Source organism: Bacillus sp. AK128 (genome assembly GCF_053903075.1).
In genome coordinates this window covers 3049570-3064161 of the sequence record NZ_CP096379.1, presented here as the reverse complement: position 1 = coordinate 3064161, position 14592 = coordinate 3049570, and the positions used below count along the sequence as shown (strand labels likewise).

15 protein-coding genes and 1 tRNA gene are annotated in these 14592 nt (G+C 35.9%); 11 read left to right on the top strand and 5 right to left on the bottom strand.

Annotated features, from left to right (window positions below):
• Positions 1-8 precede the first annotated feature (8 nt).
• A complete protein-coding gene (locus M1D60_RS15335) occupies positions 9-191 on the bottom strand; it encodes a DUF6954 family protein (RefSeq protein ID WP_456275706.1) in 183 nt (60 codons plus the stop codon).
• A 334-nt stretch (positions 192-525) separates the two neighbouring features.
• Between M1D60_RS15335 and kynU the strand changes: the two genes are divergently transcribed.
• Positions 526-1812, top strand: a complete 1287-nt coding sequence (kynU, locus tag M1D60_RS15330) for a kynureninase (RefSeq protein ID WP_456279463.1) — start codon at positions 526-528, stop codon at positions 1810-1812.
• Positions 1813-1825: 13 nt separating this feature from the next.
• Positions 1826-2449: an arylformamidase gene (gene kynB, locus M1D60_RS15325; RefSeq protein WP_456275705.1), complete on the top strand. Its 624-nt coding sequence runs from the start codon at positions 1826-1828 to the stop codon at positions 2447-2449.
• A gap of 32 nt (positions 2450-2481) precedes the next feature.
• On the opposite strand, the gene M1D60_RS15320 is transcribed toward kynB, so the two are convergent.
• Together M1D60_RS15320 and M1D60_RS15315 are read right to left on the bottom strand one after the other, a co-directional pair.
• A complete protein-coding gene (locus tag M1D60_RS15320; protein ID WP_456275704.1) occupies positions 2482-2724 on the bottom strand; it encodes an IDEAL domain-containing protein in 243 nt (80 codons plus the stop codon).
• 27 nt (positions 2725-2751) lie between these two features.
• The gene (locus M1D60_RS15315; RefSeq protein ID WP_456275703.1) at positions 2752-2973 is read right to left on the bottom strand and encodes an IDEAL domain-containing protein; all 222 of its coding nucleotides are present in this window, start codon (positions 2971-2973) and stop codon (positions 2752-2754) included.
• Between the two features lie 156 nt (positions 2974-3129).
• Here M1D60_RS15315 and M1D60_RS15310 point away from each other — a divergent pair, with 156 nt between their 5' ends.
• The gene (locus M1D60_RS15310; RefSeq protein ID WP_456275702.1) at positions 3130-3573 is read left to right on the top strand and encodes an OsmC family protein; all 444 of its coding nucleotides are present in this window, start codon (positions 3130-3132) and stop codon (positions 3571-3573) included.
• 105 nt (positions 3574-3678) lie between these two features.
• Here M1D60_RS15310 and M1D60_RS15305 read toward each other — a convergent pair whose 3' ends face one another.
• A complete protein-coding gene (locus M1D60_RS15305) occupies positions 3679-3840 on the bottom strand; it encodes a hypothetical protein (protein ID WP_456275701.1) in 162 nt (53 codons plus the stop codon).
• A 330-nt stretch (positions 3841-4170) separates the two neighbouring features.
• Here M1D60_RS15305 and M1D60_RS15300 point away from each other — a divergent pair, with 330 nt between their 5' ends.
• From M1D60_RS15300 to M1D60_RS15290, 3 genes are all read left to right on the top strand, one after another.
• Complete coding sequence (locus M1D60_RS15300) at positions 4171-5403, top strand: sialidase (RefSeq protein WP_456275700.1); 1233 nt, start codon at positions 4171-4173, stop codon at positions 5401-5403.
• Between the two features lie 217 nt (positions 5404-5620).
• A tRNA-OTHER gene (locus M1D60_RS15295) sits at positions 5621-5703 on the top strand.
• Positions 5704-6052: 349 nt separating this feature from the next.
• Complete coding sequence (locus tag M1D60_RS15290; protein ID WP_456275699.1) at positions 6053-7324, top strand: ATP-binding protein; 1272 nt, start codon at positions 6053-6055, stop codon at positions 7322-7324.
• A gap of 107 nt (positions 7325-7431) precedes the next feature.
• Here the strand turns inward: M1D60_RS15290 and M1D60_RS15285 are convergent, their stop codons facing one another.
• Entirely contained in the window at positions 7432-7857 is a 426-nt protein-coding gene (locus M1D60_RS15285; protein ID WP_456275698.1) for a hypothetical protein, read from the bottom strand.
• Between the two features lie 240 nt (positions 7858-8097).
• Between M1D60_RS15285 and M1D60_RS15280 the strand changes: the two genes are divergently transcribed.
• From M1D60_RS15280 to M1D60_RS15260, 5 genes are all read left to right on the top strand, one after another.
• The gene (locus M1D60_RS15280; RefSeq protein WP_456275697.1) at positions 8098-8748 is read left to right on the top strand and encodes a glycoside hydrolase domain-containing protein; all 651 of its coding nucleotides are present in this window, start codon (positions 8098-8100) and stop codon (positions 8746-8748) included.
• A 195-nt stretch (positions 8749-8943) separates the two neighbouring features.
• Complete coding sequence (locus M1D60_RS15275) at positions 8944-9849, top strand: chemotaxis protein (RefSeq protein WP_456275696.1); 906 nt, start codon at positions 8944-8946, stop codon at positions 9847-9849.
• Positions 9850-10500: 651 nt separating this feature from the next.
• Positions 10501-12117, top strand: a complete 1617-nt coding sequence (locus tag M1D60_RS15270; RefSeq protein WP_456275695.1) for a diguanylate cyclase — start codon at positions 10501-10503, stop codon at positions 12115-12117.
• Positions 12118-12119: 2 nt separating this feature from the next.
• Positions 12120-13175: a HEAT repeat domain-containing protein gene (locus tag M1D60_RS15265; protein ID WP_456275694.1), complete on the top strand. Its 1056-nt coding sequence runs from the start codon at positions 12120-12122 to the stop codon at positions 13173-13175.
• Positions 13156-14583: a glycosyltransferase family 2 protein gene (locus M1D60_RS15260; RefSeq protein ID WP_456275693.1), complete on the top strand. Its 1428-nt coding sequence runs from the start codon at positions 13156-13158 to the stop codon at positions 14581-14583. The genes M1D60_RS15265 and M1D60_RS15260 overlap by 20 nt, the downstream gene beginning before the upstream one ends.
• Positions 14584-14592 lie beyond the last annotated feature (9 nt).

Below are 14592 nucleotides of genomic sequence, written 5' to 3'. Positions count from 1 at the left end.
GTAAAGGATTATTTTATTTTTTTAAGAATAACTCTGAAGATTATTGTTATGCATACAGTTAGTAATAGAATAATTGCCAAAGTGATCACTCTTTCTTCCATAGAACCATCCGCAAACAACACTGGTCCAAGGCCGAAAAAGGCAAGTAGCAAATAAAAAATGGTAAAGGTTAAAATAATTACCCACTTCACAGGATTTACCCCCAATTCAAAATAGAGCCCTATTTGATTAAACGGAAGTTTTACAAGAAAAGTTACATAATTTCTGGTACATTTGAAAAAAAAAATTTAAAACTTTTGATTCTAGAAAACTTGTTGATTTTGAATGTGAATTGAAGTAAATATCAGAACGAAAATTCACAATTAAGTTAAAATAACATTTTAAAAAATGCTTCAGTGTCAAAGGATTCTTTACAAAGTGAATAGATATATAAAATAACTATAAAATACGGGTCAAATACTTTCCTAATAGGTACAGATTTTAGTAAAGTAAAGAAAAGGAAACTAACCGGACATTCAATTGTCTATTTGGAGGGTAATTATGCAATTTACGATAGAGTCTGCAAAGGAACTTGATCAAAAAGACAGTTTAGCGAAGCTCAGAGATGAGTTTTATATAAAAGAAGGGAAGATTTATCTAGATGGTAACTCTTTAGGTCTTTTATCGAAACGGTCGGAGAAAAGTGTTCAGACATTATTAGATAGCTGGAAGGATTACGGAATAGAAGGTTGGATGGATGGGGAATATCCTTGGTTTTATTTATCAGAAGACCTTGGTGCTAGAATGTCAAAGTTAATTGGTGCTAGTGAGAAGGAAGTTCTAGTAACAGGTTCAACAACTATTAATCTTCATCAATTACTCGCAACCTTTTACTCACCAGCTTCAGGAAGAACTAAAATTATAGCTGATGAACTTACCTTTCCTTCCGATATATACGCGATAAAAAGCCAAATAAAATTAAAAGGGTTATCTCCAGAGGATCATCTTGTCCGAGTCAAGAGCCAAGATGGTTACCTTTTAGATGAAGACGAAATTATTAAGGAAATGGACGATAAGACCAGTATCGTGGTACTTTCTTCGGTTTTATATCGAAGTGGCCAGTTCATTAATATGAAAAAATTAGTAGATGCTGCACACGAGAGAGGCATTATCATTGGCTTTGATTTAGCCCACTCGATTGGCGCAATTCCACATAATTTTGAAGATCTACAACCCGACTTTGCTTTTTGGTGCAATTATAAATACTTAAACAGTGGTCCTGGTTCAGTTGGAGGTTTATACGTAAATGAAAGACATTTTGGAAAGGAGCCAGGTATTGCAGGCTGGTTTAGTTCAAAGAAGGATAAGCAGTTCGATATGGAACATGAATTAAATCATGAACACAGTGCGGGAGCTTATCAGGTTGGTACGCCACATATTTTAAGTATTGCACCAATCATTGGATCTCTTGAAATATTTGAAGAAGTAGGGATGGAAAAGGTGCGAAAAAAATCCTTGGCTCTTACAGATTTCTTAATGAAACTAATTGAACAAGAGCTATCTTCTTATGGCTTTGTGATAATCAATCCACGGGGAGAAAATGAACGTGGTGGACATGTGAGTCTTTACCACCCAGAAGCAGCAAGTATTTGTAAAGCTTTAAAGTCTAAAGGAGTTATTCCAGATTACCGAGAACCTAATTTAATTCGATTAGCGCCTATTTCTTTTTATACCTCCTTTGAAGAGGTGTGGAAGTCTGTTCAGATTGTAAAAGAAATCATGAACAATGATGAGCAAAAACAATTTGAAAATGCACGTAACGTCATTGCTTAAATGGAGGAGGACCATGAACTGGATTGATATATCTCAACCATTATTCTCTAAAACAGCGGTATGGCCTGGAGATACAAACTTCCAATTTACTTTAAATTGGACAAAAGCAGAAACAGGCTCTGTGAATGTTGGTAAAATTGAAATGAGTACCCATACAGGAACACATATTGACGCTCCTTTCCATTTTGATGAGGAAGGAAAAAAGGTACTAGACCTTGATATTAATCGATATATCGGACAAGCGGTAGTTATAGAAGTATTGGATAAAGAATCGATACAAGTTGAAGATCTTGTTGACCTACAATTAGATGGAAAACAGATTGTGTTATTTAAGACATTGTCATGGACCAATCGTACTGAATTTCCTACTAAGATTACCTACATTGATGAGTGTGTTCCGAAAAGACTAGCTGAATTAGGAGTCAAACTCATTGGTCTTGATGTGCCATCGGTTGATCCGCCAGACAGTAAAGAGCTCTTGGCTCACCATGAGCTAACCAATCAGGATATACATATACTTGAGGGTCTTGTCTTAGATGAAGTGAAGGCAGGGGTTTATGAGTTTGTTGCATTGCCCTTACCGTTTGTAGATGCAGATGCAAGTCCAGTTAGAGCTGTTATAAGGCCAATCATATGAAAAAAAGAACACCGTGGTGGTGTTCTTTTTCATTAAGCACGAAAGTACTCCGCATACGTCTGACGTAATTCCTGGAATTTTTCTTTATTTCCCTCAATTAATGCTATATTCACAAGTTCATCTACTTTATTTTTATTAAATAGAAAGCATTGTTCATCTAAAAATAGAGCGGCCTGCAGCTGTAAAGTATATTCTTCTTCTTGGGTTAGCTTATATGAGAAAAATTTATGGTGTTCATTAGTTATGATTTTAAATTCTCTGCGTAAACGTTTCAACAGACTCACTCCTTATATGTTAGTGTATTAGTTTAATAGTCGATTGTACTGTTTGGATAATTCGTAAAAAGCCTGTTTATCACCTTGGACCAATGCTTCATCAATTTTCTGCATGAGTCTTTGCACATTAAACTTAGTAAGTGATTTTTCTAAAATAATTTGTGCGGCAAGGGAATATTCAGTTACTTCTTCCAGGTTCGTTGATACTACCATCAGTTCATTTTTCGGTTTTTCTTCATAATGTTTCAAGGTAATTCCTCCTCTGCCTTTTTACTATTATCGGTCGAAATGCTTCTAAAGTAAAGTCCTTTTTTAGAAAATTTAGAAATATTTATATATTAAATTTATTACCCTTTTTGTATGGTGGTTAAACCTATTTGTCAATAGTAAATAGGAGGTGATCGCATGACAAAAACGTTGAATTTTAATATAACGAGTACTGCTAAAGGGATTTTAACTGAAATTCATGCAATAGAGCATCAGTATCTTTTAGATGAACCCGTAAAGGCTGGAGGAGAGGATAAAGGTCCAACTCCATTGCATGCATTATTAGGAGCACTAGCCGGTTGCAAAAGCATTACTGCGTTTGCTGCAGCTAAATCAATGGGGATTGAAGTTGAGGAAATCACCTTTGAACTAAACGCTGAATTAGACCCCCGTGGTATGAAGGGGAAAAAGGATGTAAAAACATATTTTGAAAAGGTAGAGATTCATGTTCAATTAAAAACTAACGAGTCAATTGAGCAAATAAACGCCTTAAAGCATAAAGTAGAAGAACGATGCCCTGTTTTTAATTTATTTAAAGCAGCAGATGTGAAAATGGTTCAGCATTGGGAAATTGTTAATTAAGGTATCTTTGATCATGAGAATTCCGGTTTCCATGAGACCCCTTTAATGAATAGGTTCCTTCTCTAATAGTTCTGGAAACAGTAAATAACACCCCATTTAGAGGTGTTATTTTTCTTTCCTATTTTGTAGTTTTTCAATGTTTTCATTCCGTTCCATTCCATCTGACAATTCTTCTGAAAACTCATGTTCATTAGCTAACTCTGACACTTCGATATCTGAAGCTGATAAATTATTATTTGGTGCAGCTTGGTTATTCCATTTATCCATACAAGCACCTCCTCTTCTTTAGTTTGTAGAAGAAACTAACATTTATGCTCATTTTCCTTTAAATTTCTAAACAATTCGAGACATAATAATTAAAATGAAGAAATACAAGAGGAGATAATCGTAATGGCGGAAATTACCTTTGGGTTATTAAGAGAATTATAGAATTTGGAAGGTTTAGCGTGTGAAGAGTGACATTATGAATAAAAGTTAGACCGTATATTATAAAATTCCTAAAAGACAACGAAAACAGCAATAAATATCCAAGTTGCTACATAAGGATGATAGTAGGTAAAAATTTTATGCCATCATTGAAACGGGGGTAATAAATACATGAGTTATTCACCTCATTCTAATACAACAGTACAAAATGGAACCAACTTTCCTGGGCAACAAGATTTCTTGAACTACTATTATTTTATTTCATCGAGACAACCGAACAATGACTTGAAAACAATCTGGAATGTCATGAAGGAAGACCTTAAGAAATTAGCCGATGAACTTCAGGAATTTAATATTAATCGAGGTATTTCTAGGTATTTATTCCGGCTAGTCATTGACTTTGTTTTGCCAAATGCAAATACTGCGAAAGGTTCAATTAACCAAAGGGCAAATATATTATATAAACAATTTACCAATCAATTTGGATGGGTGGTTCCTTTCTTAGGTGCATATGGAGCTACTGACCAGGTAATTGAAAAAGTGTTTAAGAGAGTTATTGTTTTAACATTGGAAAACATAGATTTTGAACCAGAAAAGGAATGGAGCGAATGGGAGAATGTTGGTGGAGTATTAACGTCTGGACCTGCGGCTGTCAACCTCGCAAAGAATAGAGTAGAGGTTTTTGCTAGAGGGCGAGGCCAAAAACTTTATCGAACATTTAGGGATCAAGGTCAATGGAGTGAATGGGAAAACTTGGGTGGAACATTAACTTCTTCACCAGCAGTTTCCTCATGGGGGAGTAATCGGTTAGATGTATTGGGCCGGGGAGACGATCAGACACTTTATCATAAGTATTGGACTGGGGATGACTGGAGTGAATGGGAGAGCCTAGGTGGTCAGCTAACCTCTTCTCCAGCTGTTGCTTCCTGGGGAGAAAATAGATTAGACGTATTTGCCCGCGGGTCTAACAAACGTTTATTCCATAAATACTGGGACGGTCAGCGCTGGAGCAGTTGGAATGAACTGGGTGGGACTTTGACATCTGCACCAGCTGCAGTATCATGGGGACCCAATCGTATAGATGTTTTTGCGAGAGGTCAAGATCGAACCCTTTATCATAAATTCTGGGATGGAGATAATTGGAGCCAGTGGGAGAGTCTTGGTGGAGTACTAACCTCAAGTCCTACGGCAGTATCACTTGCACCTAATAAAATTGATGTATTTGCCCGCGGAGAGAAGAATACGTTAATCCAAAAATCGTGGGACGGTGACACATGGAGCGATTGGACTGATTTAGGCGGCTCACTTACCTCCGAACCATCAGCAATTGTAAAGGGGAAAAGAGGCATTGAAGTTTATGCCAGAGATGAAAATCAAGGATTAATGTATAAGTATAAGTCTTAAGTTGAGAAGACTTCCTTGTTTCGTTAATTGGTTCTCTGGAAATAGTAATCATAAATTTTGAGTGATAGCTAAGGACTGTACTCAGGGTCTGTGAAAATTTAATAGTAATCTTTAACCATGGGATGTAAAAACACCCATGGTTTTTTTTGGCTTGACCAGATTAAAAAACAGCGTCAAATTTTGTATAGAATTAAATAAGAGAGGAAATACTTATAGTGGACTTGTAGCTCAACGGCAGAGCGGCTAGTAGTTACTTGCTAATTACTATGCATCTAGTGGGTTCGACTCCCACCAAGTCCTTTTTAAAAATAAGCTGTGTTAAAGTACAGTGTTGATTTTTAGCAGAGTTGATTGAAGTGGGAGGACGCGAGACTCCTGTGGGAGAAGCGTGGTGAAGGAGACCCCGCAGGCGGTAACGCCGAGGAGGCTCCCGAACCCGCCCACGGAAAGCGAGTGTCCTGGAACGGAAATCAACAACAAACTTTAACAGAGCCTAAAAATAAGATATTGTAAGGGCTTTATGCAAAGTAGTTAACCTGTTTAAAATAGCAAGTTTATTTTTCCTATAAATTATTAATTATGGACTAGATAATTTGAAGTTTGATAGATAATATAGAAAGGTAATTAAAAACAATAAGGTAGGCACTTTATGTTATCTATAATTAAACCCTTAGTGGTTAATATAACGATTTTGTTTTCTCTTACCTTTAACGCAAATTTATTTTTCCCGTTTAAGAAAGGTAAACCTTTTCGGTTAAAAGAAAAAGTAATCTATGGTTGTATTGGTTCTTTAGCTAGTTTCCTATGTATGATTTATCCAATTGAGACACTAGGTGAGACTAATTTTGATCTCCGAATGCTTGTGATTATAATTACAACGCTTTACGGTGGCTTTATCCCAGGGTTCCTTTGTACAAGTATTTCTTTGATTTTCAGATGGTTTGTAATTGGAGGCAGCTTTGCAACAGTGGGGTTAGTTGTTACATTACTGGCTTTTGGAGTAGCTCTTTTGTTCAGAAAAGCTTTTCTTCGTTCAGAACGAAAATTAGTTTATTCGATTGTAATCTTACTAGCCTATATGGGACCATATATTGTCATTCTTTACTATACCATTTCTTTTTTGAGTTATCCTTTTTACCTTATTTATTTTACCTCGTTTATGGTTACCTATTTTAGTTTAATTTTTGTAATTGAAAGAATGATTGTCTCTAATCTCCATTTTGAGGAGACTGTGTACGTTGATAAGCTTTCGACCGTAAGTCAGATGGCCGCTTCCTTTGCTCATGAAATTAGGAATCCTATTACAACGGTGCGCGGATTTATCCAATTTTTAGGACAAGATACGAAGGATGAGAAGTTTGAAAAGTATTATCCCTTAATTTTAGAAGAGCTGGATCGGACTAATAAAATAATTACAGATTATTTGAGACTAGCTAAACCTACTAGAGTTGAGCTAGAAGTAATTGACTTACATGAGATTTTAAATGATGTGGTAGAACTTCTAAGGCCGCTTGCTGCTTATCAGAATGTTGAATTGTACACTGAGCTACATGATGGTTATAGGGTATATGCGGATAAAAATCACTTGAAGCAATCTATAATGAATCTCGTTAAGAATGGGATTGAGTCAATACATGAAAAGGGATACGTGAAAATTTCGGTTAAGCTAAACAGAAATAAACAGAGTGCCGAGATTATCATTGAGGACAGTGGGAAAGGGATGAGTAAGGAGGAACTTGAAAAAATAGGGTTACCTTACTATACAACTAAATCTAAAGGAACAGGTCTTGGTAGTATGATTTCCAATCGATTGATTCGAGAGATGAAAGGCACGATTCATTATGAAAGTATTCTTGATAGCGGTACAAAGGTAGTAATCAACTTACCCATTTTATCTAGTTCAACCATTGATCTCAATTAATGCTTTGAGCAAGATATCATATAATTGCTAATTACTAAATATAAAAATGAGAACATCAAAAAACCTCTTTCGTAATTGAATAGAGGTTTTTTGATGTTCAAATTCGTTTAGTGATTAACAGCCTTTTTATACTTTTGAATTTCTCCAGTTTTGGGGTCTACTCTATACAATCCTTCATTATGGTGTTGTTTGGTTCCTTTGTTTTCTTCTAGAAGATCGTATACATAGATTAAATAATCTCCATTATCTAGTCTAGAATCAAACATGACAATGGTATCACTTCCCGGCTCTAAGTTTAGATGATCATGAACTAGAGATTCTGCTTCAACAACAGATAGGTTTTCGTCATGTTCTTTCATATCTTCTCTGAAGTCAACTAATTGTTCATCTGTGGTTTGTTGTTCATTACCACGTGAATCATTTGATGCATTTGTATTGGTTGTAAATTCTTCTGCTGGTGGGGATGTATTTGCATTTGTACAGCCAGATAAGAGTGATAAAACACCTACTAAAACTAACGAAATCTTTTTCATAATCAATTATTCCTTTCCCAATCATTAATGATATCTTGTCTTAGTATGAATCCATTGATTTTGTTTATGCAGATTAGTCCAATTCAAAGCGGTGTTTTATTAAATTGAGTTACTTTATGAGGATCATCTTTCCGGTTTAGACATTTACTATGTAACAAAACCATGCACTTAAAGTTTAATCATGAACCAACCTTAGCCTTACATATAAATGAACTAGTTTATAAAAAGGATGTGGAGGAAATGGCACGAAAGGTCTGGGGTGTTGATTCTGCTGCACGAGTAACGGAGTCGCTTTTTTCATGTATAGGATCAAATTTTGGTAATCCAAAGTATTGGGGGCGTTATTTAACTGATGTTCCGAATGTATCTGATGGTTTAACAAAGGAAGAGATTTCCTTTATTCGCTCTAAGGGCACTAGAGTTTTGCCAATTTATAATGTGTTCACAGAGGCTGTTGGATATGATAGAGGAAGAATCGCGGCAAGAAATGCTGTGTTTAACGCGAAACGACTTGGAATTCCCCAGGATATACTCCTATTTGCAAACATTGAAAACTTCTTTTCCGTTGATAGTGAATGGATTAGAGGATGGGTTGAGAATCTTTATCCAACTGGCTACCGTGCAGGGATTTACCATGATCCGGTTAAGGGCGGGTTTCAAGAAGCCTATTGTCAGGCTGTCAAAGAAAATAATCAGATCGCCGTTCAAGCTGTATTATGGAGTGCAGAACCAGAACCAGGTGTAACAAAAGAAAGAAATGCACCCCGATTCAATCCAATCACTCCAAAATGTAAAGCGAATGTGTGGCTATGGCAATATGGGAGAGATTCAGATATATGCCCAATTGATACAAATTTAGCAGATGAAAGAGTGTTAAAATATTTGTATTAATAAGCATGGATTTGTCCAATTGACAAGTCCTTTTTTGTTGTCCAAGTAAATTTTACTTCTTTAAAAAATTAACCGTAAGATGGGTATTTCTATTTCCTTTTAGGTATGAGATATTTATTTTTAATCAATATGCAAATTAAGTAGAAAAATGTCGATATACTAGTAAAAGAGGGTTTGTGAAGGGATGGATCAAGAATGTTAGAAAAGCAAAAAGGAATCTTACTTGAAAGTGGTACAAATGAACTTGAAATTGTTGAGTTTACAATAGGAGAAAATAAATTTGGAATAAATGTGATTAAAGTAAAGGAAATCATCCAACCAGCTCCGGTTACTAAAATACCTAGATCCCATCCAAATATTGAAGGGATCATTGATATACGTGGAGAGGTTTTGCCTGTGGTGGACGTTGCCAAAGCATTAGGTTATCCAGTTTCTTCTCAACCGGTTCATGATAAATTTATCGTGGCTGAATTTAATAAAACGAAAATGGTCTTTCATGTTCATTCTGTCTCACAAATTCATCGAATTTCTTGGGAAGACATTGAAAAACCTTCTGAGATGTATCAAGGCTTAGAAAGTCAAATCATCGGAGTGGTGAAGCAGGAACAAGGAATGATCCTTCTATTAGATTTTGAGAAAATTGTAGTAGATATTAATCCTTCTTCTGGGATTACCATGGATCGTATTGCTGCTCTTGGAAAGAGAGAACGCTCTACAAAGAAACTAATGGTGGTAGAGGACTCTTCTTTGTTAAGAAAATTAATTCAAGATACTTTAACTGAAGCTGGTTATACAAATCTTACCTTTTTCGAAAACGGTAAAGAAGCATTATTGTATTTAGACCAATTGAAAGCCCAAAATGTGGTTAAAGAGGAACTTCAAATCATTATTACAGACATTGAAATGCCTCAAATGGACGGCCATCATTTAACAAAGGTCGTAAAAGAAGACGCTACTCTGTCCATGCTACCTGTTGTGATTTTCTCTTCGTTAATTACAGAAGATCAACTGCATAAGGGTAAGCAAGTGGGAGCAGATGCACAAATAAGTAAACCAGAAATTGCAGAGTTAGTCCAAAAAATTGACCAATTGATATTATAAAAATCTAACAAAAAGGCTGGGACATAAGTATTCCAGCCAGTGATAAACCCGAACAATTTGGTGATATTTTGATATATCTTTTACCTACTAGTTCGGGTTTGTATTTGTTACTTTCAATCAATTTGTTAATTTGCATACTATTTTTAAAACCTAGTGTAATGGAGCGGAAGACACTTGACTCCTGCAAGGAAAAAGGAAAGAGCTTTTTCTCTGGAGATAGAGGAAAGGTCGAGACCCCACAGGCGCAGCTTGTCTAGTTGCAGTGCCCAGCTCCTCGAGGTCAAATAACCCTACATCAAGAAATGGGAAAGATCACCCTTTTCTTGATGTAGGAACATTTGCTTGTCGGAGCTAACCGGGGCACTTCCACTTTTCCAGTGAGGAGGCTCGACTTCCTCCCCGCGGAAAGCAAGTGTCTGCAGCGCAATGGAACAACCCTGTTTTTCCAGTTTAACTAGTTAAAAAGTATAAAAAAAACGAAAACAGTATTATATTTGATAGGTAGAGTAATTTTGAGATTATTCGTCTTTGAGACTGGGGTGTTAGGTTTTGTCCCAGCCTCTTATTTTTCTGTAGTTGTTTTCAATTTAATTACAGATTTATTATTGTTATCATATAAGCATAAAGTAGTTAAAAGGGTAGTGAATATAGGTGCAAAAATATAGAGATTTATTACTAAATAATGTTAGGAAGCAAATCAATATTTGGTTTGATAAAGAATATATACAGGGTACTCCTCATGAGGAGGTCTATCGATTTCTCCACTCTGTAACTGGTACTGCTTCTACAATTGGATTACATGAAATAGGTGATAGTGCAAGGGAGCTACTTGACCAACTAAAAGAATCTGACCAAAAGGATTGGGAACAAAGAGAACTCAGGGTTTTTCTAATGCCCCTTTTATCTATTTGTTATTATAACGAATCGGATGAAGCTCATGCCCTAACAAATCAGTTTCAGAGTAAGGGGAATAAACCACTTATTCTGTTAATTGATGATGATCCAACTTTTTTAATGTTCGTTAAAGAAGAGCTTGAAAAAGAGGATATCCTTGTTATGGCTTTAACAGATCCTAGTCGAGCAGTCTCCATGCTTTATGATTTAAAGCCAGACTGTATTATTATTGATGTTTATATGAAATCCACTTCTGGATTTGATGTATTACATTATCTTAAAGATAAGATGAAACAGCAATTTATTCCTACTATCATGATTAGTATGGATCATCAAAAAGAAGTAAGGATGAAAAGCTATCAAATGGGTGCTGATGATTTTATAGCAAAGCCATTTGATATGGACGAGTTTATCGTAAGAATTCGTCGCCAACTAGAGCGAAAAGAGCTTATTGATCACTTAGTTTTAATTGATGAGTTAACACTAGTTTATAACCGTAAATACTTGAATAAAGTATTTGAGATTTTCCAACAGGAGATTTTGCGGAATTCTGAGAATCTTTCACTGGCAATTCTAGACCTAGACCATTTTAAAACAATCAATGATACATATGGTCATATAGCTGGGGATGAAGTTCTCCGGAGGTTTGCAAATTTCTTAAAACAGCAGTTGAACAGCGCGGATATTATTATCCGATACGGTGGAGAGGAATTCGTATTATTGCTGCCTAGAACGAATATGGCCCTTGCGAAAACAACGCTTGAAGAGATATTAGATCAGTTTAAAAAAGAGGAATTTATCATTAATGGTCAATCCTTTACTGTTACATTTTCAGGTGGAGTCGTTGAGGTGACAAATGGGAATCAACGGGTTGAGGATTGGATTGATCTAGCAGATTCAGCTTTATATGAGGCGAAAAATACAGGTAGAAGTTGTATTAAATCAGCCAATACAAATGACAGTGTTTCACATAAGAAGGTAGTTAAGGTTGGAATTGTGGATGATGACCCAATTATTAGGACCATGATTATTGAAATGATTGAAAAGATGCAAAAGGAAGAATCGGTTCAGTTAGAGGTTGAAGCATTCCGTGATGGAGCAAAGTTTATTGAGTCTGACTGGTATAAAAGTAGTGACCAATACATTCTGTTATTAGATGGAATGATGCCTAGAATGGATGGACTCGAAGTCCTACAGAGACTACGTTCAGAAAAGGAATCAGATCGATATACGATTGTTATGTTAACCTCTAGAAAAAGTGAACAGGATATAACAAGAGGATTAAAACTCGGTGCTGATGATTATATGACTAAACCATTTAATCTTCTAGAACTAGAAGCTAGACTAAAACGTTTGGTACAGAGGGTGAAGTAAAAGTGGACAATCCTATTTACCTTTTGGTGTATGTAATCGTCTTCTTACTTCTTTCACTAATCATCTTGTTACTATATTTAACGATTAGAAAAGCAGTAGAAAATCGTAATAGAAGAATGATCGATTCTTATAAGGAAGAGTATCGGGATAATATGTTTAGGTTTTTATATAAAGGGGAGCGTTCTAGACATCTTTTACCTGATAGTGATTTTAAATATGCAGCCCTAGAAGAGCTTCTCAATGAATTTGCCAATGTTGTTGAGGGGGAAGAGCTAGAGGTGAGAATGGAAGCATTTTCAGAAAAGTATTTTTTGGAAAGGTTCAGAAAAGATCTGTCTCACCGTAGATGGAGTAAAAGGATGAATGTCTTATATAATATTGAATCCTTCAGGATGAAGACCATGTTAAATGACGTTGTTTCCTTTTACCATTCTCGTAAAAGCTTAACGGAACCAGAAATTGTGCAAGTGCTTAAGTTGATGGTGAAATTCGATCATCCTGAGCTTTTTTCGACAATTACAAATTTGAAATATCCCATTTCGGAGTTTGTTTATCGACTTTTAGTAAGTAATATGACAGAATCGACATTCCATTATTTTGTCTCGAAATATGATCAACTTTCCAATGAGATGAAATTAACCATTATAGACATACTAGGGATAGAAAACCGCCATGAATTTAGTGGTTTTTTAAAACAGCAATTAGGAAGTAGTCATGCTGAAATCCGAATTCGTGCCTTAAAAGCATTGGCAAATCTTTCAAGCCCTTTATCAGAAGAAGAAATGAAACAACACTTACAATCACAAAACTATGAAGAACGAATTATGGCACTTAAAATTTGTGGGTCGGTCCGGAAAAAGGACTACATCCCATTCATCATTGAAAGAATGAGTGATACTATGTTTGTCGTTAGACAACAAGCAGGTGCTGCTATTGCAAGATACCCAAACGGTATCGAATTACTAAAGGGTGTTTTGGCGCAATCAACCGATCAATTTGCTCGAGACATGGCGATAGAGTGGCTTGAGAAAGGAACGAATGATGCAGCAATTAGATAATATTTGGTTAAATTTAGTTTCGTTTGGAGGTTGGGTTGTACTCCTCTATATGGTGTTTGTTATTGTATTCTATAGTGGAATGCTCGCTATATCGTTTATACAGTTGCGAAGACAATATCAACTAGACCAAAAAGAGCCGTATCAGGATATACTACAGGAAAGTTATACAAAGCCTGTTTCTATTTTAGTACCAGCCTACAATGAATCAGCAGGGATTTATGGAAGTATTCGTTCCTTATTAAGTATTGAGTATCCTGAATATGAGGTCATCGTAATCAATGATGGCTCAAAGGATGATACGTTAGATAAAATGATAACAAGGTTTCAAATGGTCGAAGTGAATAAAGTAGTTCAAAAAAAACTCGAAACGAAGGAGATTAAGGCAGTATACCAATCCAAAATATACGGTAATTTATTTTTGATTGATAAACAGAATGGTGGAAAGGCAGATGCCCTAAATGCGGGTATAAATGCTTCAAACTATCCTTATTTCTGTTCGTTAGATGGTGATTCTGTATTAGAAAGAGATGCTTTTTTAAAGGTGATGAAGCCCATTATTGACTCTGATGGAGACGTCATAGGGTCAGGTGGGAGTATTAGAATTGCAAATGGCTGCGTGATCGAAAATGGAGAGATGGTAAAAATCGGATTATCAACAAAGCCCATTGTGATTATGCAAGTAATTGAATATTTGCGTGCCTTCTTGATGGGACGAGTAGGCATGAGCCGACATAATTTATTGTTAATCGTGTCTGGAGCATTCGGGGTTTTTTCAAAGAAGTGGGTAGTCGATGCGGGTGGATATAACCACAGCACAGTTGGTGAGGACATGGAGTTAGTAGTCAGACTTCATAGACTCATAAAAGAACGTAAAGAAAATAAGAGTATTGTCTATGTGGCGGATCCTGTCTGCTGGACAGAAGCGCCTGAATCAGCAAAGTTTTTAAGAAGACAGCGTTCACGCTGGCATCGTGGGTTGTTTGAGAGTCTGTGGACACATAAACGACTATTTTTTAACCCTAAGTACGGTAGCATTGGGTTCATATCAATGCCCTATTTTCTTTTTATAGAATTTTTAGGACCAGTTATAGAATTAGTTGGATTTATTATCATGATCGTTTCATTATTTTTGGGTGGGATCTATCTTGAATTTGCTCTTTTACTTTTTTTAATTGCCTTTCTATATGGATCTTTATTCTCTATGATGGCAGTTTTATTAGAAGAATGGAGCTTGCGAAAGTTCCCTAAAGTGTCGGATATATTTAAACTATTTTTCTTTTCATTTACTGAATCATTGTGGTACCGTCCATTAACAGTTCTATGGAGATGTGAAGGGATTTGGCATGTGATCAAACGTAAACGTGATTGGGGAGAAATGGTGAGAAAAGGTGTTTCTAATGACTCTTAAAATGGAGGG